Source organism: Paenibacillus sp. OK003 (assembly GCF_900109515.1).
GTDB classification, from domain to species: domain Bacteria; phylum Bacillota; class Bacilli; order Paenibacillales; family Paenibacillaceae; genus Paenibacillus; species Paenibacillus marchantiae.
In genome coordinates this window covers 129088-147066 of the sequence record NZ_FOBD01000005.1, presented here as the reverse complement: position 1 = coordinate 147066, position 17979 = coordinate 129088, and the positions used below count along the sequence as shown (strand labels likewise).

Here is a 17979-nt window from a genome sequence, read left to right as displayed (position 1 = left end):
GTGAAAATCATTCAAAAAAAGTGCTCATGTAGGGGAAAGTCGATGAGAAATGGGAAACATCCACATCAAAGGGTGGCCAAAAAATGCGAATTATTACATGAACCGAAAAAGAACTCCATAGGCTCAAGACGCAAATCAAAAAAAATAAAAAGAAAATGCAACTACCATAGAGCGCATAAAAGAACTCCTTACGCAGCAGGTCATAAAAGGGTGCAGACGCGCCATGGATTACAAAGGTTGAAGGGGGGGGACGAAGCGCATGACTCACACAGATTACACGGGCTGAATGGGGAGCGTGAAGCGCATGGCCCACACGGATTACATGGGCTGAATGGAGAACGTGGAGCGGATGGCGCACCAGGCCCACAAGGGCCGATCGGGGAACGCGGAGCGCAAGGCGCACCAGGCCCACAAGGGCCGATCGGGGAACGCGGAGCGCAAGGCGCACCAGGCCCACAAGGATTACAAGGGCCGCCAGGACTTCAAGGATTGCCTGGAGCTCAGGGTGAACAAGGACCTGCTGGTCCGGCTGTTGACATTTCCACCATCGCTGTCATTCCTAGGTCCTTCAGATTTTTCTATTCTACACCAACCAGTATCACTGGAACCATTGCGATTCCAGTGACACAATTTACAAATGATACCGGAGACGCCATCGATCAATTCATAGGAATGGCGCCCAATAGTATTCATAATTTATATATCAATGGTGTGATGCAAGAAGGCAGGCTATTTACAATCAACCGCAATTCATTGGTACTTCAATTAAACGAAGATACCATTCTTGCAGGCACTCCAATCATACTTGAAATCATACAAATATCTTTACAATCAGTGAGTTAAAACGTTTAAAATTAACCCTCCAACGATAACTTTATTGGATAACTTATCTATACCTTGTTTCAGTTGATAGTCATAGTTCATGATGTATCTGTATTTCTGGGCATCCACTATTTTTAATGGTTATACATTAGGTACACGGGTGCTACACATGGGGGGAGATTATCCTAGAGGGAATGCGTGCTGTTCACACATTCCCCTCCTAGACAAGGGTCGTTGTTTTTTCGAGGGAACATGATTCGTTTTGCAGCCCAAAATGCTGAAATTACATGCTGATCGAGAAGAATCGCGGTATGCTCAGATGCCTCCAACTAGTGACTTCCATATGTCTGCTCCATGCGTTCTTCCTCATTTGTAGACAACAGAATATTAAGCAACCCCATGGCATTATTGGCTCCGGTCCTCGCTGTCTTGTACATCTCAGCAAACGCCACTTCATCCTGCTCCGGGTCCATCGCAGCAAGCTTGCCCCACGACGTGCGTGCTTTATCGTATAACGTGGTCAACGTGATGTCATAGGGGTGCTGTGCAACAGGTGCCATGAATTCAAATTTCGCTGTGACCCTGAAGAAATCCATCGAATCCTGGAATGATGTACTGCTATAATCCTTATTTTTCATCGCATCTTCCGTAATCAGCAGACCTTCACGGGCGATAAACAGTGTTTTCACCATCGCACGTTCCAGATTGGTTGCTTCTTCCCAAGTTACATAAGATTCATCAGGTGCCTGTACGGTTGTGAAAAAAGGAAAAGTATCATCAATCAACCGCTGCGAATCGGAATGAATTGGAACCTCTGCATTCATGTCCACAACGGCATCGCTATAATTGGCGACATTAATGTTTTTGGAACCCGCCTCACTGACCCGACGTACTGGATGATCTGTAAGCGGGATACGGATGTAACCGAGCTTATCGGCATACTGCTGCTTCAACTCTTCCAGTGTGGAGTCCTTTCCAATCTTGCCGTCGTCGGCTGAAGAAGATTCTTTTGCGGCTGAACCTGTCTCCTCACTCCCATTGGAATCGGTTGCTGCGGTTTCTGTTACGGCAGCATTCGAGCTGCTTGTTTCTGATGAAGCAACTTCTTTACCGGAAGCAGACTCCGGCGATGATGTCTCTTTCGCTCCGCCACCACAAGCTGTCAGAATCGCTGCCAAACCAAGCATAACTGTGAACGTCTTTATCGTATAATTTCATTTCATTTTCATCGTATAATCTTCCCCTATCATATGTATATTCCTGAGAACCATTAACCTCTAAGACTTGAACACTCACTTACAAAAATATCCTTTCAGATAACATACTTGATTCACAATCGGACATGGTCTACATTCTATCATAAGTTAAAAATCGGTTGTATACGACGATATACCTGTGTCTAAAGCCTTTTACTACTTCCAAATAAACTTCAGACCAACACAAAAACACTGCCGTCCGTATGGATAACAGTGTTCGTGAAACGTAATTATTTGATCCCTTTAGCCTTCTCCATATGCTCTGACCGAATCTGAGGGTCTGTCGAATTGACCGATGATAACAGAGCGTAGATCGCCTGAATATCCTTCTCTTGAAATACGGTCTCGGGAACTTCAGCTTCAAGCCTTTCCGTTTTGCGCAGAATGGTCTCCACCAATTCATGATCATAGATAATCAGTTCATCCGAATTGACGTACCGCACAGCAGGATCAACACTGATCCGGCAGCGATTGGTGAAGGTCACCATGGAGACGAGACGAACTCTTTTATAATCGCCGAGGTGTGCCTGAATGGCCTCCACATGCCCTCGGTGTTGCATGAGTGGGTTATACATCTTGATTCGGCTGCTGCTGACTGTCCAGTTGGCCTCTCTTCGGCCGCCACGAATCTCACCTGTCGTCAGGTTTCGTGTCTCAATCACGAAGATTCCCCGCGGACCGATGACAACATGATCAATCGATGAGTAACCCGAGCGGGACTTGGAATTGGCAACGAGCAAGTCGTTCAGAACTTTGTATTCACCCGGAAGAGCATGCAGCTGCTGGGCAGTACTTGGTTCCTCGGGCTGACGGGTCCAATTTCCATCTGATTTCGTTTTTTTGCGTCTGCTGCGGACCATACGCGTCGGAATGGGGGCCGTTGACGGTAAAGATGAAGCGGAAGCTGTAATCTGGTTCGCGAGCTCTGGCTGTGACTTGAACAGAGACAGGATTTTTTTGAACATGGGCAAGCTCCGTTCTATATAGTGTGGGTTTCGCACATCCATTATGTATACTTCTATTACTTATGTCGGATAAAGAGGGGCAAAAATAAAGGGAAGAGGACCAAAAATCCATTGTTCAAATAAAGTATATACGATTCTTTAACCAATACTGTGACTTTAGACGCATACGAGAAGGGAAAATTTTATAAATACAGCGTATTCCTTTCTATCGAAGAAAAAGAACACGCTGTTGTCTTGGTGGTGAGGACTAAGCCTGTAAATAATAGGTGTAAAGCACCTGTGTACCCTTCTCATCTAGACCGTTGCTGGATATTTCCTGATACAAGGATTCAGCCAAGGCCAGCCCTGGTGTCTTCATGCCCATGGCTTTGGCAGATTCGAGAGCGATACCCATGTCTTTGATAAAATGTTTCACATAGAATCCAGGCTCATAATCGCCTGCGATCATGCGCGGACCAAGATTGCTAAGCGACCAGCTTCCGGCTGCACCGGTAGCGATGCTCTTGAGCACATTCTCCGCGTCCAGACCGGATGTCTTGGCATAAGCGAGCGCCTCGCATACACCCATCATGCCTGAAGCAATGGCGATCTGGTTGCACATTTTGGTATGCTGTCCTGCTCCTGCCTTGCCTTGCAGCACAATATTGGTGCCCATTTGCTCGAACAACGGACGAACCGCTTCAAAGGCCTCCGTACTACCACCTACCATAATGGACAGTTTAGCATCACGTGCTCCGATATCCCCACCGGAAACCGGTGCATCCAATGCATGCAATCCTTTCGCTTCCGCAGCTTCATAGATCCGTGCAGCCAGCAGCGGACTGGATGTGGTCATATCAATCAGATACGAGCCTGGTTTCGCGTTTGCCACGAGACCATCGTCACCAAGATAAATCTCCTCGACATCCTTCGGATACCCCACCATCGTGATGATGACATCACACTCGGCTGCCAGTTTGCCTGGTGTGTCATGCCATACGGCACCTTCCTTCACCAACGCTTCCGCTTTGGCGGCCGTGCGCGTATAGACATGCAGCGGATAGCCTGCCTGCTGGATGTGCCCTGCCATGCTTTTGCCCATTACGCCTGTACCGATAAAGCCAACTTTCGTCTCTCCAGGTGCCTTCGTCGTATTTGTCATCGTAGGTTTCCTCCTATTTCTCTATACTTCGTTTGGAGCTTGTCTTCTAAACTTGCTATATCTGTATGTTAATGCTTTCTGTCTCTTCCGTCTATCTCGTTTCGTCTTCTATTGTTCAAAAAGATAAAACAGGAATCGAAAATCCATTTCCTGTACAACCTAACGGAAACTTCCTTGAACGGAAAGGAGGATTTCCATTGAGCCGTGAAAAGAATGAAATCACGATTTGGCTGTCCTTTTCCATTCTCCTGTTAAGCGCCGGATTAGTGTGTCACGTTCTCTCCATTCCGGCCATTCTTGAAGCTGCTGGAAGAGACGGATGGTTATCCGTTGTGCTGGCTGCACCTTTTTTCATGCTTTTCCTATGTATGATGTACATCGTGATCCGGCGGATTCGTGGGCAACGACTGACGGACTGGATCACCCGGGAATTCGGAATCGTGCCTTCGTGGATTTTCCGCATTTCTGCAGCACTGCTGCTGCTGAGCCTCGGAACCCATACGTTATATGAAACCACCAACTGGACGGTATCGACGTATCTGCAATTTACGCCACCTTATGTTCTTGCGGGAGGCGGGGCACTGGTAGCCGCCTGGTCCGCAGCGAAAGGGATACGCTCCATTGCCATGACGTCAAGCATCTTGCTGCCTTTTGTAATTCTGCTTGGTTACTTCGTCATGTCTGCCAATATGAAATATAAGGATTACAGCCAGTTGTTTCCGATCATGGAGTACGGCATGGGACCTGTTTGGCGGGGCCTGATTTACTCACTTGCCGGGCTGATGGAGATCTGGATTCTGATGCTGTTCCAGCATGATATCAAAAGCAAGCTTCGCTGGTGGCATATTCTGCTGCTCGGTGCGTTTATGCTCAGTATGGCTATCGGTCCAACCTTGGCGGCCATTGTGGAATTTGGCCCGGAGGAAGCCGCCAAACAGCGTAACAGCCCTTATGAGCAATGGAAGCTCGTCAATATTGGCAAGCTGCTTCAGCACGTGGATTTCCTGTCGATCTATCAGTGGCTCAGCGGTTCATTCGCAAGAGTGGCCATCTCCATCTATCTCATTGTGGATCTGCTGGATTTCCGCCGGCCGAAGAAACGCTACATCGCCATTCTGACTACCACTGTGATCATGAGCCTCATGGCGATGCAATGGTGGCGAATCGATTATGTTGATTATTATGTCGACCATATTCAGTTTCCCGTGATGCTGGCCTATGTATCGGTTGTTACTTTGATTTTAACGATTGCCGCGCTCATCCACCGAAAAGACAAGGAGGCTCCCGCACATGACAATCACCAGCACATCCAAGAAAAATGATCGCGCTGAACCATTCCGAATGAACGCGCATAACCTGTCTACCTTTTTTGCCGGATCAGATGATGTGATTATCAACAGTCACATGATTGGGGAGTCTCCTATGCAGTTGATCATTGTATATTGCAGCGGTATGGTAGACAGCACAACGATCTATGAAGTGATTCTCCCTGAACTGACGCGAACCTATGAGAATACGCATTTTGTCCGTGCTTCGGACATTGAGAAGTCCATCAGTTTGCAATGGTCTCGCATGGACTTGCAAGATCCGGCGTTCGGGACGGAGCTGATGTCTCTCCGTGTTTTCGAAGGGCATATGCTCATCTGCATCCCTTCTCTGCAGGCGATGTGGAGTATAGATATTTCCAACATTCCCACCCGCACACCCGAGGAATCCACGACTGAAGTGTCCATACGGGGGGCCAGGGACGGTTTCATTGAACCGATCGCTGTGAACATTGCCCTCATTCGTACACGCCTGCGTACAGCCGAGCTCGCTTGTAATATTGAGGTCATCGGCACACGTTCAGCAACAAAGGTTGCGCTGATGTACATCAAAAATATTGCCAACCCCGAGTTGATTGAAGTTGTCCAGGATCGGCTGCATAAGATTGAGACGGAACGCATCATGACTGCGAATGAACTGGAAGAATTGTTGTCTCCTTCAAAAATTACATTGTTCCCCGTTACGCATTACACGGGAAGACCCGACTTTGCCGCGGAATGCCTCCTGAACGGACGCTTCATCCTCATCGTTGATGGCAATCCGAGCGCCATTATCGGCCCGGTAAATCTGTTTTTGCTGCTCAAATCGCCCGAAGATGCCAGCTTTCCATTCCTTCCCGTGAATGTGGGCCGCATGCTCCGTTTTCTGGGTCTTATGATTACCGTATTCCTGCCGGGCTTCTATATCGCGCTGACCTCGTATCATATGGATCAGCTTCCGTTTCCTCTCGTCGCAACCATATCCGTCGGGCGAATGGGTCTGCCGATGGAATCCGGGGTGGAGATGTTCCTCATCATGCTGCTCATGGAACTATTCCGGGAAGCAGGTGTGCGTCTCCCAAGTGCAATTGGCCAGACGCTAACGGTGGTTGGCGGATTGATCATCGGCGATTCGGCGATTCGCGCCGGTATGGTCTCCCCGCTGATGATTGTGGTTATTGCAGTGACGGTAGTTGCCGGAGCAACGATTGTGAATCAGGTCATGACCAGTTCTGTCCTGATTCTGCGTTTTCTCTGTTTTGTACTGGGAGCATCGCTCGGGATCTATGGTTTTATTTTGTCGCTGATCCTGTTTCTCATCTACCTGACCGATCTCAAATCATTTGGCATTCCCTACCTGACTCCGTTAACTCCGCTCCATTTCAAACAAGCCTTTGCTGCTTTATTCAAACTGCCCAAAGGCTGGGGCAAACGCAGACCCGTGTATCTCGAAACACAGGAGCCGCGAAAGAAAGGCAATGACCGATGAAACGGCTTCTGCGACGATGTATCTTGGGTTTGTTAAGCCTGATGATGTGTATTATGACGAGTGGCTGCTGGAGTGCCTTTGAGATTCAACAGGTCGACTACGCCAAGGCGTTCGGGATCGATTACAAAAACGGTATGTATCATCTGTATGTGCAGACACTTGATTTTGCCAGTGTCGCCAAAAGTGAAAACTCGACCAAAAGTGCCGAAAAACCGCCCGTATGGGTCGGTCATGCCTCGGGTAAAACGATGAGTCTAGCGCTCAACGAGCTGTTCCGTACAGCCCAATTACACATTGCCTGGGGACATGTTACCGCCATTGTCATGGCTGAAGGGGTGCTCACCAGCAAACATATCAAGGAAGTGTTCGATATGCTTGGACGTTTCCCGGAATCACGTTATACGACCTGGGTGTATGGGACCCGCGAGCCACTGGAGGAGATTCTGAGTGCAACGTCCATCTATAATATGTCGCCACTGGACAGCATTCTTCATAATCCGCTCCCGGGTTATATGGAAGAATCATTATTCCCGCCTGTGCTCAGTTTCAAATTGATCGCGACCCATAACGATCCGGCTACAACGACGTATCTGCCCAGCATCGCGCTAAATAAAACGCAGTGGACGGAGAATCAAAAGGAACATGATCTGTTTCTGATCGAGGGGGCTTTTTTCGAAAAAACCGGTGTTGCCTTTGAATATCTGCCTCGCAGTCAGCTTCCCGGTTATCATTGGCTGATCAAGGACATGCGGCGAGCGCCATTGCTTGTTCAAAAAGAAGGTACGATCTACGGGGCACTTAGCGTTGGATTACCCACAATCAAAATCAAACCCGTCATCCACGGAGAGGATGTCACGTTTCATATTGATGCCAAATACCTGACCGCCTTGTATGAATATCTGGTTCCCACCTCGTATGGGGAGATGATCAAGATTAGTGAAGATAAATTGCGAGAGCAAATTCTGCAGACCTATCGTCATGGCCTCAAACAAGGTGTAGATATCTACGGACTACAGGAGAAGCTGTATCGCAAAAATCCAAAGCTATGGCGCAAGTTAACCAGCAACGGCACCAGGATGATGCTTACGGAAGACTCGATCCAGGACCTTAAAATTCACCTCACCATCCCGTACACAGGGAAATATAAGAGGAAAGTGTAGCAACAGCAGCAATCCCCCTGCCCGGATGAGTCGGACAAGGGGGATTGTTTATTAAATAAATGACCTCCAACCATACAGGCTAGGGGCCATTTCATGATGTTAAGTTATCGTATTTACCACTATGCAGCGGCCGCCTATCAGAGATATCGATTTAATTGCTCTTTGTGTTTCTGATCAGAGGTATGCTTATTTCTGGGAAAGAAATGAAGAATATAAGCATGATTATGGATATTATAGCTCATACTACCTTCAGGAAATTATTGAAGGAGTGACAACATGAGGTTAAAAAGCATCATCGCCGTTGGAACGGTGTTAACTTGCTCGACTCTGTTATGGGGCTGTGGCAATGCCAATATGAACCATGCTTCGGAGCAGAAGGAAACCGTTCAAACCGAAAGCTGGAACGATCCCAAACGACTGGAGGCTTCCCACCTGGAAGCGTTGGAACGGATGGAAAAGGATCATATTCATCGCATGGTTTCGCTGAATGCGAGCATGGATGAAGACAAAGTAATGACCACCCTTGAACGGTCCACCCAGAAGCTGGAGGAAATGAGACCACTCGCTGAAATGCTGCAACATGAGGGTCATCCAACGCTGTTACAACGAATTCAGGAGATGGCTGGAGATATTCAAGGCTCGAAACAAGTGGTTGCTGAGATGAAAAAACTGCCTGAGGAAGGTAAAATTAAAATTCAGTCCGAAAATTCCGATTCCTTGCACCACATCAGCAGTTTTCGCGATTACCACCAGTACATGCAAGAGAAGATTCAAACGTTGAACCAGTCTAATTCAGCTACACACTAATCCGTATCGGCTATTCGAATGACGCTGTCCTATACCAACGCTAAACAAAACAACCATAGTTAGATGGGAAGCTTCATTTCCTATCTAACTATTTTCTTGTGAAAACGTACCGTCCATTACTGTACCCTGCTTCGATCCCTGCGGTCTTCTCTGTCCGCTTCCTCCATTTTACGAATGTATCGCTTCAGTTCTTCTTTATGAGCTTCGAGTTCATTCAGCTTTGCAGAAGCCCCATCCATAAATGACTGCATCTTATGTGTCAGCTCTGTTGCGGATGTACCGATCCAGTCCTGCTGTAATCGGCCATGAATGGAACGCATGTTCTGTTCCTGCTGCATGAGCCGTTGCTGCAACTGCTCGCATTGCTGAACAGCCCTTCTTAAATCAGACAAGGATACGGATATTCTGCCCATTTCTCATTTCCTCCCGTTAGTCCTTCTATGTAGAAATGCATGCATTAGTGTTGGTCTGCGATTACAAAATCCTCTCGTTTACGCTCAATATATTCCGCTATTTCGCTGATGGATTCCTGATACCAACGATTGATCGTTTGCAGCGTTGCTGTCGCGTTATAGGCGATGGGTGTAAAGGACTGACTTTCGCTTGTAGATATATGTGTCTGAAACATCTGAATCGAAGCCTGCGCATCATTCGAGAAGCCACTTAAACTTAGCCTCATCTCCCGAGCAGCCTTCGCTAATTCTTCCGGTGTTAATTGAATCTTGCCCCCGCCTTTACCACTAATCATTCCTGTAGCTGCTGCGATCAACGGAGGAACAATACCTGCCCTCAAATTAGAGAACGTGGCTAATGCTTCCTGATGTGCTGTCCATCTTGGAGAAATATCAATGGTTTCACCTGTGCTCCGGTCTATTAGCGGTCCTTTCAGATTTCCATTCTCATCAAACTCATATTGATCCATGGAATGATACCCCTTGCCTTCGTCCTTCGAGAATGAATCAAAAAATCTCATAATATCACCAACATGAAGCTTGTCCAGATCGACACCTATTCTTACGTCATGAACTAATATGGGTGATCCTGCGCCCAGAGGCTGAAAAGGAACCTTTAACTGAAACTGAAATTTCCAGTTCTGGTACATCGCATTAGCGGTGTCAAAGTCCTGACCTTTATACACGGTACTTCCTACGTGCCTGTCATATTCACTTATTCCCCCAGCCCCTACAGAATCATTGGGATGAACCACGTTAACCATTTTGTTATCAAAATGACCCTCATTCACCTTGGCCAAACTGACATCATCCAGCAGATTCGTTACACTAGGAGCACTATACGTCATCCCAGACACATCCTGACGAGCAGCTACATATTGAGCCAAACCGCCACCTAGGGAATGACCCGTCAATGAAATGTCTGAATCAGGATACGCCACCTTCACCGCCTCATACAATTCCTCAGCCTGGTGAAACTGATTATTTTCCCAATCCATGTTATCCTTCATAAGCTTGAAGGGACTATTTTTAAATATATTATGGCGCTCTGGATCGATTATCGCATCTTCAAGCCTTCTGGTTCTGCCACCTACGACATCGAAGGCGTCTGTCTTCCAATCTGCAAGTTTATCCAAAAAGTTCCCCTGTGGCTCGGTTCCGCGATAACCAATGACAATCTGGTCCGTTAAATCATTCTTTAATACAACAGCATCGAAACCGGACCTTCTATGTAATTTGGCGCCTTCTGGCTCAACGACTTGCCAATTTGCCGAATCCAGCGTATCTGGATAGTCCCCTTCCTTCAAATCAAGATAGCCAGTTCCGAAATATCTTTATACGTTTTATCAGAGATATAAGTGTCCATAGCTCTCCTTTTTGTTACTGTTCTAAATAGATATTCGTATTATGTGTTCATGCGGAGTTTAATTTTTCTTTTGTTTAAGCAGTTCTTTGGGGACAATGGCTGTTTGGACTTTAAACGTATCATAATCAATAAGAATAGATATTTCCGTTTCTTTGTCGTCTTGCACATGTCCGCTTAGACTAACATTGTGACTCAGATCTTTTGGCATGAACTTATGATCTGTAAACTCAACTTCCGTATTGTATTGATCTATAAAATACTGTTGACCAACTTGCGTGGCCTGCTCAATGATTTCGTCTTGATTGGGCATAGAATTGCATCCTCCAAGGAAAAGTAATATAAGTATAGATATCATAGACATACATTTAAGCTTTTTAAAAATATTATTCACCCCCTATTTATGAACTTATTCCCAAAGAAGTAGAATCATTATAGTGCATCTTTGGCCTAATGAAGTTATTAGGCAGTGACTGTACACATAATTCCTACATAACCACTGACCTCCCTTTAACATGCTATTCATTCAAAGATAATCACCCTAATCACCTATGATTCACTCCACCCATAAGGATACCCATATAAAAATACTGAACAACACTACTGGCATAAGCGCCCCAGTGGCTAACATGATCCAAAGTGTTACTGGCCTTACATTCAGGAAGTATTGATCAAACCAGTGAAATCGTTCCTTCCGCCATTTGGCAAACTTGATTTGCCCGATCATACGCTTCAACATTTTCTGCCGCTGCTTTCCTTCTTCCACTTCTTCCAGCGTACGTCGCAACTCGTCATACAAACGCGCCTCTTCCTGCTCCTCTAATGCCGGTGTAGTCATCCCAATCCCTCCGTACGAAAAAATATGAAAATCTCAGCCTTCCACGCATAGCAATCCACAACGCTGCCTATTTTTCGAGTCGCTACCCTATCAACACGTTAATGACCTGCGAAGTTTGAAATTTAACAGAAAAAAGATCTACACCAAAAAGCCCGGGCAAGCCTGGACTTGGTTTAACACACTTATTTATTCTTCTGATTTGCTTGTTCTCGTTCCACAATCATCTTCCCAATGACCTTTGCATCTCCTACCGGATTAATGGGCATGCTGCAATAATAAGCATTTCCACTTCCCACCCGATACTCACACTCGTTCAAATGAATTATGGTCTCAAATAAATTGGGCGTGAAAATTAAAAAAGAAGAGATCGGAATCCCTTCTTTATCACTCTTTAAACTCAACCTCTCACCAAAATATTAAATTCATAACTCTACCATCTTTTACTGTTGTAACCGCCCATATTGGTATCATTGATATTCCCCAGTCTATCGAACGTATCCTTGTAGATCCGAATAATGGATTGAACCTTGCCAAAATCAGGATCTTCTGGTCCGATACCTTCCATAAACATTCTCTGTATAATTTGCTTAAAAAACTCCACTCTTGCATGGATCTGCTGCTGCTCCAGCTGAAGGATCTCTTCAAAACTATGATTTTCTATGTAACTTATCAGACCATCATCATCCTGGTATGACCGATCATTGATTCGATGATTTACTTCGAACTCTTCCGGATCTTCCGGCTGAAGATTTACGGTAGTTCGTAAATGGGAAAGTATAATCTTTTCTTTTGCAAGCATGACGTGAAAATCCTTATTCTTCAGCAGGTCGGCTACAATTAGGCTGCACATCTCCCGATTTTCGATAAGAATGCCATCGAACGGATGCAATGTCCAATCTCCATTGAACCAAAACAGATTAAAATTAAAAAATTGACTGCCGTATTTGTACTGAATGTTAATCTTAGTCTCATCAATAATCTCGAATGAAAATTCCAGCATGTTGAGTAAGCTCCTTCACACACTTCCAAAGTTTACCTTCATTCTATCAAACGCTCTTGAAAAAATACAGAAGATTAACGGTCATTCAACTCCGCAATTGACTCGGCTTTCTCGCTACTGGCGACAATGATTAACACACAAGCAATACCGATAATAACGAACGTAAGCATAAATCTACCCCTTTTCTATGAAAAATGCACCATTCTGTACTTACCAGATTGTATGCAGGAGAGTTCAATGTATGCTTATTATTCCCGGGTGAATATTCTTATAAACGAAATTTCCTTACTAACATGAGACTTTCTATAAATCTATGCTATGAATGCAAAAAGAGACGCCGCGGCGTCTCTGCTTCACAAAAAAAATAATCAATCCAAATAAGAGCTCAATGAATTGGCATCAGGTTGACTTTTACCCTGAATGGCTGCAGCCTTCGGAGCCTCCAGTCCCAATCTCTCACTCATGCCTGCGTTTAGTGCAGTCATCTTGGTCGTATAGTCATTGCAGCTCTCAATAATACGACGATTGGACTGCTCAGACAGATCAAGCGCTGACATCAAGTCCCCGATCGCCTGATTGACGGACTCAATAGACATAGACGGTTTGGATAACAACTCATTGGTCTTCTCGGTTGTGGTACGAAGCAATCTCGCATTCTCCTTGAACTGATCTTCAATCGTCTTGTTCGTAGCTTCCACAGCAGAAATGACCTTCTCCTGATCATTCAATGCCATAGCAATCATGGCAGATACCGTGATCAGATTAGCGGTTTTGTCTATGGCATTATTCACGGAATCAATAAGTTTGTCATTGTTGTCATTGATGATGTCCGTAGCAGCAATAGCCTGATTATACAGCATGATCATCTCAGTCATGGATTGGGTGCGAGTAACCACTTTGCGTAATCCGCGCTCCAGATGAGCCTTACGGTTCTCATTTTCAGGCTTAGCAATCTCTGCCTCAAACAATTCCTTCAGCTGATTACCAAAAGCAATTTTAGTTTGCAGGTTGTATATCTCCTGAATGGATGACCGTTTTAACTGGCGCATGCTCACAATACTCTCTTCCAAATTATCCTTCCCGTCGCGTAATCCGTTGATGATACCATCAATATTGGTTCGTACAGACTGGTAGCGATAGACATAATTCTTCAGTGGACTTTTACGCAGTAACCGCCCAACAAAACTAACATTTTTGCTCTGCTGCAAGCTCTCACACTCATCTCGCAGCTTCAAGATCATCGTCGACACTTCAGCCCTATTGCCGGACATGAGATCATTTACAGGGCGATCGAGCATTTTCAGCGTTTGACCCGCTTTTTCCTGTGTCTTCACGCCCAGTTTGCCGATATCATCCATTAAAATATCCAGTTGCACAACATCCGTTTGTGATACCTTCTGAATCAATTGAGTTGCCTCCTGGTTAATCCGCTGCTGGTCATCCTGTTTTAATTGAACATATTCCGTTGCCATACTCAACCATGCCTCCTATAATTCGGAGCTGTTATACCTTTGATGAATAAGCTCTGCTTTGTTCTGAAGCTCCAATAAATCTTTATGCTCGATCGTGGATACAATCTCTGAAATCTTGGAATCTACATCCTTAAGGCCATTTAGCAACATTCGACGATTTGTGCGCTTTGCTTCTCCACTCAAACGGAGAAAGGGATTAATAAAACCATTCAGATCCTTCAAAATTAATCTGCGCATCGTATGGTTAATATCACCGTTGTTTAACTCTTTTAGTGCTGGAATAACTCGCTGTAATCTGGCAAATAGAGCTAACGACTTCTCGACAATTTCATTATCCAGTTCATTTTTTTGCCCCTCAGAGATCACCATATCTTCCAACACTTCGAGATATTCAATGACAGGTCCAAAAACGGGGTCCTGCTCGAGCTGATCCTGCTGATGTCCCGGTATGGGTACACCGGATTGATCTGTCCGATCAGATCTTTCATCCCTGCGTTGACTGATAGAATAATCATCGGCAGCTCTATCCAATTCGCCAGCATGACTTTGACCCTTAACAGACCGCTGGGTAGCACTTGATGTTTCAATTTGTCGCTGTCGTTGCTGTGATGGAATCAATGCGCCCACCATTGTAGCGAGAGCAGGAATCGCCCATGATACAAATTCAGGCACAAAGGGACTGCTTGCGGCTGCTAGAACATAACCAATCAGAGCTCCCAGTCCAATTTTTGTTTTGCGTAACATCCTTTATCCCCCTGCCTTTAACAACACATGGTATACAATGAACAAATGAAGACTACACTTGATCACTTCGTTCCTGTGTAACTCTCAAGATCATCTATATAATTGTATTGTAAAAAACTCAGTCAGAAGGTGTCAATGTTTGGAAACTAATCTTTAATGGTTCCTAACCTTCTGCGCATCCATAATCAGTGGCTGTTCTACATGACTCCCCAATATACCGTATTGAGGATTAAGAGGCCCCACCTCATGTCCCAGAGCCAGCTTCACAGCCAAATAAGGGAAGTTGATTCCCGATAGACAGGATACATGTAACCCTCCGGACATTCGTGGATTAATCTCCAGAAGTTTCGGGGTCTCCTTGCGATATTTCATCTGTATGTTGAAGTTATATGGAATGCGGTAAGCAGCAGCAACATCACTGGCAATTTTTAATAGTTCAGCATGCTCTTCAAGCCTTCTTAAACGTCCACCTGCTTTGCAGCGAGGCACAGCCGCCAGTAGTTTCCCCTCGCTGTCGGCTAGACAATCAATACTGTATTCATAACCTTCAAGGCGTTCCATGACCATAATATTTGGGAAGGATTCCACGGAAGAAAATGCACGGAATGCATCCTCAAAAGAGATACGGTTCTGCGTATGTCCGAACAACTCCTCTAGCGGATTGCGACTGTTATCGATCACCCTGAATCCCATTCCACCTTCACCGTTACATGGTTTGAAACACACCTCATGCCCAGAGTCGGAGAGTGCGTCATAAGCCTGTTTGAACTGTGATGCGTTGCTAACGGTGAAATAATCCGGGATGCTCAGAATTCCCAATTCACGCACAGATTCATAGAAGCAGTCCTTCTCCATCAGCTGCTCCAGTAATTCCGTATCTGTGCAAACCAAGACTTTGGTTCCGATTTCTTCAAAGAGGTCAACATGTTTGCTGATGTCCAGCATATGGAGACGTGGAATAAATACATCGATCTGATGTCTACGGCAAAAATCTAGACAGAAATCAACGTACTCTCTTCCCTTAACCTTCGGCTCCACCTCAGCATGGTCACAACCCTGAAGCGCCATGTTGTTAGGATCGGAATGCGTACCGTAGATCTCAAATTCTAAACCATCTTCGTTGTTTCGAATCAGATTCATATAATGATACGCCACCGAAAACCAACGATTAAAATAAATACGGGTCTTTTTCATGAGACAGCATCTCCTATCGCAACTTGATGTGTAGAATGGACATATTCCAATATCTCGTCGGCGGCAAATATACCGGATTTTTCGGTAAATCGGTAAGGGATCAACTCGGGATTCCGCTGTTTTTCCCGGTAAAGTTCACCATGACGTGGAGCAATAGCATAATCTGCGAAATCGAGTAGACAACGGTCCAGTAGAGAATCTCCTGAAGCAATAATAGGCACATTTCCGATCTGATTTCGAACGTATTCTACTGCAGCTCTCTTGTTCACTCCAGAAGGAACAAGGTAGAGCTTGCGACCTTGAATTGAGGCCTCCCATCCTAGCGACTCCAAAGCCTGAATCTTCTCTGTGACTTGCTCTATTGGCATACGATCACGGTGAATCACAAAGGCAAAAAACAACCCATCACAGAGTCGCTCCCCCGCGACCCAGTCGCTATTTAGCACATCGCCAAACATCTGTCTCACCTCAACTGCTTCAGCCGAATGCTGTTGAAGTTGAGAACGGACATATTCATTCCAGGATTGGTCCACTTCCCCCGCAATCAGAATATTCCCCCCATTACTAGTTACCGCATATGCCGGAATTACGTCCTGCTGAAAAATCCGAATGCGCTGGTACTGCTCTACTGTTCGTGTAGTTACAGGCATAAAAATGATATCTTCTGGAAGGTCTTTGAGCCGATTTAAGGCTTTGTCTGACATAAAGGCTGATAATTCTCCACGAATCCATTCAGCTGGAATTATCCCTGAGGCATCATCGGAAACTCCCATTGAACGGCGGGAATAGATCAGTGTCTGATCCAGATCACTTGCATAGATCATTCGCTGCCCCCCCGTACAGACTGAATAATACCGCAGCATGAATAGCTCAATCCGGGGAACACTTCAACAGGGACTCCCCTGTCTTCCGCAAGCATCATAATATGTTTCAGATTGGGGTTGTTCGGGCGATCTATTAGGATCTTCCAAGGTACACGACGCAATAATACGCGTGTAGTCTCTCCAATCCCCGGCTTGATCAGATTTACGTCTTGGATATCGAAACCATGTTGGATGGATTTGATATCCTCCATTCCCTGCCAAGTCACTTCTGGGGGATGAGACAACGCTTCATCTGCTTGGAGTGATGCCTCTTGTTCTACCTTGGAGAAGTAACTTGCCACCTTGTCCACAAAAACAATCGATAGATCGGAAGAAGCCCATTCCTTATACCACTTGGCACCATGGAAGTCTTCCGGTCCAATTAGGTCATCCCGCAGTACAGTACGGCTCATCAGACCTGACACTGTCGAGTTCAGACAAGCGCTTGGGATCAAATAATCTTCTCGGGTGCCATAAGTAGCCGAGCATTGCCCTGGATCGGCCAACACCGCAAGATCATCATCCAGTTGGATGCCATAACGTTCATTCAGGCTTTCACAAGCTTCCACTAGCACCTTGCGAATCGCTCCCTTACCCGTCCAACCATCGATAAATTGAATCAGTACATCCACTCCATGCTGTTGCCAAATATATAGAATGGCGTTCTCATCAATCCCTTTTCCGCGAATAATTGAAATACTGTAATGAGGCATATCCACGTTATATTTCATGAAAATGTAGCGTTTGACCAGAATGCCAATTGGCGTTCCAGCTCGAGCGAGCGAGACCAGAACGGTATCCAAGCCCTTCTTGCGCACGATCATCTCTGCTACCGTAGCGGCAGCCATAGCCACTTTCTCCGACGATTGGGCTAATGTATCGTGAAATAACTCAATATATTCATCCGTAGGGTGATACTCCACGGGCAGCATTTCCGAATAATGTACACCCGATTGAATGGCGTGTTCACGCTCTCCGGTCTCTTTTTCCAAATGAATGTTACTTAAATTCTTTAGCAAGAAAACAACATCGGATGGGTCATAACTGCCCAGTGGCTCAGGTGGTTTAATCTTGCGCTTGATCATGCTTTTAATTCTAGATAGATTCAT

At 45.6% G+C, this 17979-nt stretch carries 18 protein-coding genes; 5 read left to right on the top strand and 13 right to left on the bottom strand.

Annotation, left to right across the window (positions count from 1 at the left end):
• Nucleotides 1-210 precede the first annotated feature (210 nt).
• Entirely contained in the window at nt 211-843 is a 633-nt protein-coding gene (locus BMW94_RS09320; RefSeq protein WP_217648181.1) for a DUF4183 domain-containing protein, read from the top strand.
• A 308-nt stretch (nt 844-1151) separates the two neighbouring features.
• Here the strand turns inward: BMW94_RS09320 and BMW94_RS09315 are convergent, their stop codons facing one another.
• From BMW94_RS09315 to BMW94_RS09305, 3 genes are all read right to left on the bottom strand, one after another.
• Nucleotides 1152-2009 (bottom strand): hypothetical protein, encoded by an 858-nt coding sequence (locus BMW94_RS09315; RefSeq protein ID WP_090997466.1) that lies wholly within the window; start codon nt 2007-2009, stop codon nt 1152-1154.
• Nucleotides 2010-2308: 299 nt separating this feature from the next.
• The gene (locus BMW94_RS09310; protein WP_090997462.1) at nt 2309-3043 is read right to left on the bottom strand and encodes a nuclease-related domain-containing protein; all 735 of its coding nucleotides are present in this window, start codon (nt 3041-3043) and stop codon (nt 2309-2311) included.
• Between the two features lie 247 nt (nt 3044-3290).
• Nucleotides 3291-4184: an NAD(P)-dependent oxidoreductase gene (locus BMW94_RS09305; RefSeq protein WP_090997459.1), complete on the bottom strand. Its 894-nt coding sequence runs from the start codon at nt 4182-4184 to the stop codon at nt 3291-3293.
• Nucleotides 4185-4381: 197 nt separating this feature from the next.
• On the opposite strand from BMW94_RS09305, the gene BMW94_RS09300 reads away from it, so the two are divergent.
• From BMW94_RS09300 to BMW94_RS09285, 4 genes are all read left to right on the top strand, one after another.
• A complete protein-coding gene (locus tag BMW94_RS09300) occupies nt 4382-5506 on the top strand; it encodes a GerAB/ArcD/ProY family transporter (protein WP_175480632.1) in 1125 nt (374 codons plus the stop codon).
• Nucleotides 5475-6977 (top strand): spore germination protein, encoded by a 1503-nt coding sequence (locus BMW94_RS09295; RefSeq protein WP_090997453.1) that lies wholly within the window; start codon nt 5475-5477, stop codon nt 6975-6977. The genes BMW94_RS09300 and BMW94_RS09295 overlap by 32 nt, the downstream gene beginning before the upstream one ends.
• Complete coding sequence (locus BMW94_RS09290; RefSeq protein ID WP_090997450.1) at nt 6974-8137, top strand: Ger(x)C family spore germination protein; 1164 nt, start codon at nt 6974-6976, stop codon at nt 8135-8137. The genes BMW94_RS09295 and BMW94_RS09290 overlap by 4 nt, the downstream gene beginning before the upstream one ends.
• A 276-nt stretch (nt 8138-8413) precedes the next feature.
• Nucleotides 8414-8944, top strand: coding sequence for a hypothetical protein (locus tag BMW94_RS09285; protein ID WP_090997448.1), 531 nt, complete (start codon nt 8414-8416; stop codon nt 8942-8944).
• A 116-nt stretch (nt 8945-9060) separates the two neighbouring features.
• Here BMW94_RS09285 and BMW94_RS09280 read toward each other — a convergent pair whose 3' ends face one another.
• The 10 genes from BMW94_RS09280 to BMW94_RS09230 form a co-directional block, all read right to left on the bottom strand.
• On the bottom strand, nt 9061-9357 hold the full coding sequence (locus BMW94_RS09280; RefSeq protein WP_090997445.1) for a WXG100 family type VII secretion target: 297 nt from the start codon (nt 9355-9357) through the stop codon (nt 9061-9063).
• Between the two features lie 44 nt (nt 9358-9401).
• Complete coding sequence (locus BMW94_RS09275; RefSeq protein WP_090997442.1) at nt 9402-10703, bottom strand: Tle-like phospholipase domain-containing protein; 1302 nt, start codon at nt 10701-10703, stop codon at nt 9402-9404.
• Between the two features lie 117 nt (nt 10704-10820).
• Nucleotides 10821-11072: a hypothetical protein gene (locus tag BMW94_RS09270; protein ID WP_079695038.1), complete on the bottom strand. Its 252-nt coding sequence runs from the start codon at nt 11070-11072 to the stop codon at nt 10821-10823.
• Nucleotides 11073-11315: 243 nt separating this feature from the next.
• Nucleotides 11316-11597 carry a hypothetical protein gene (locus BMW94_RS09265; RefSeq protein ID WP_090997439.1) on the bottom strand — a complete coding sequence of 94 codons (282 nt, stop codon included), beginning with the start codon at nt 11595-11597 and terminating at the stop codon, nt 11316-11318.
• A gap of 430 nt (nt 11598-12027) precedes the next feature.
• Nucleotides 12028-12597, bottom strand: a complete 570-nt coding sequence (locus tag BMW94_RS09255; protein ID WP_090997431.1) for a hypothetical protein — start codon at nt 12595-12597, stop codon at nt 12028-12030.
• A gap of 368 nt (nt 12598-12965) precedes the next feature.
• The gene (locus BMW94_RS09250) at nt 12966-14069 is read right to left on the bottom strand and encodes a toxic anion resistance protein (protein WP_090997428.1); all 1104 of its coding nucleotides are present in this window, start codon (nt 14067-14069) and stop codon (nt 12966-12968) included.
• Between the two features lie 15 nt (nt 14070-14084).
• A complete protein-coding gene (locus BMW94_RS09245) occupies nt 14085-14813 on the bottom strand; it encodes a hypothetical protein (protein ID WP_090997425.1) in 729 nt (242 codons plus the stop codon).
• Nucleotides 14814-14966: 153 nt separating this feature from the next.
• A complete protein-coding gene (locus BMW94_RS09240; RefSeq protein ID WP_090997422.1) occupies nt 14967-16007 on the bottom strand; it encodes an ATP-grasp domain-containing protein in 1041 nt (346 codons plus the stop codon).
• A complete protein-coding gene (locus tag BMW94_RS09235) occupies nt 16004-16831 on the bottom strand; it encodes an HAD family hydrolase (RefSeq protein ID WP_090997419.1) in 828 nt (275 codons plus the stop codon). The genes BMW94_RS09240 and BMW94_RS09235 overlap by 4 nt, the downstream gene beginning before the upstream one ends.
• On the bottom strand, nt 16828-17979 hold the full coding sequence (locus BMW94_RS09230) for a cysteine protease StiP family protein (protein ID WP_090997416.1): 1152 nt from the start codon (nt 17977-17979) through the stop codon (nt 16828-16830). Before BMW94_RS09230 ends, BMW94_RS09235 begins: the two co-directional genes overlap by 4 nt.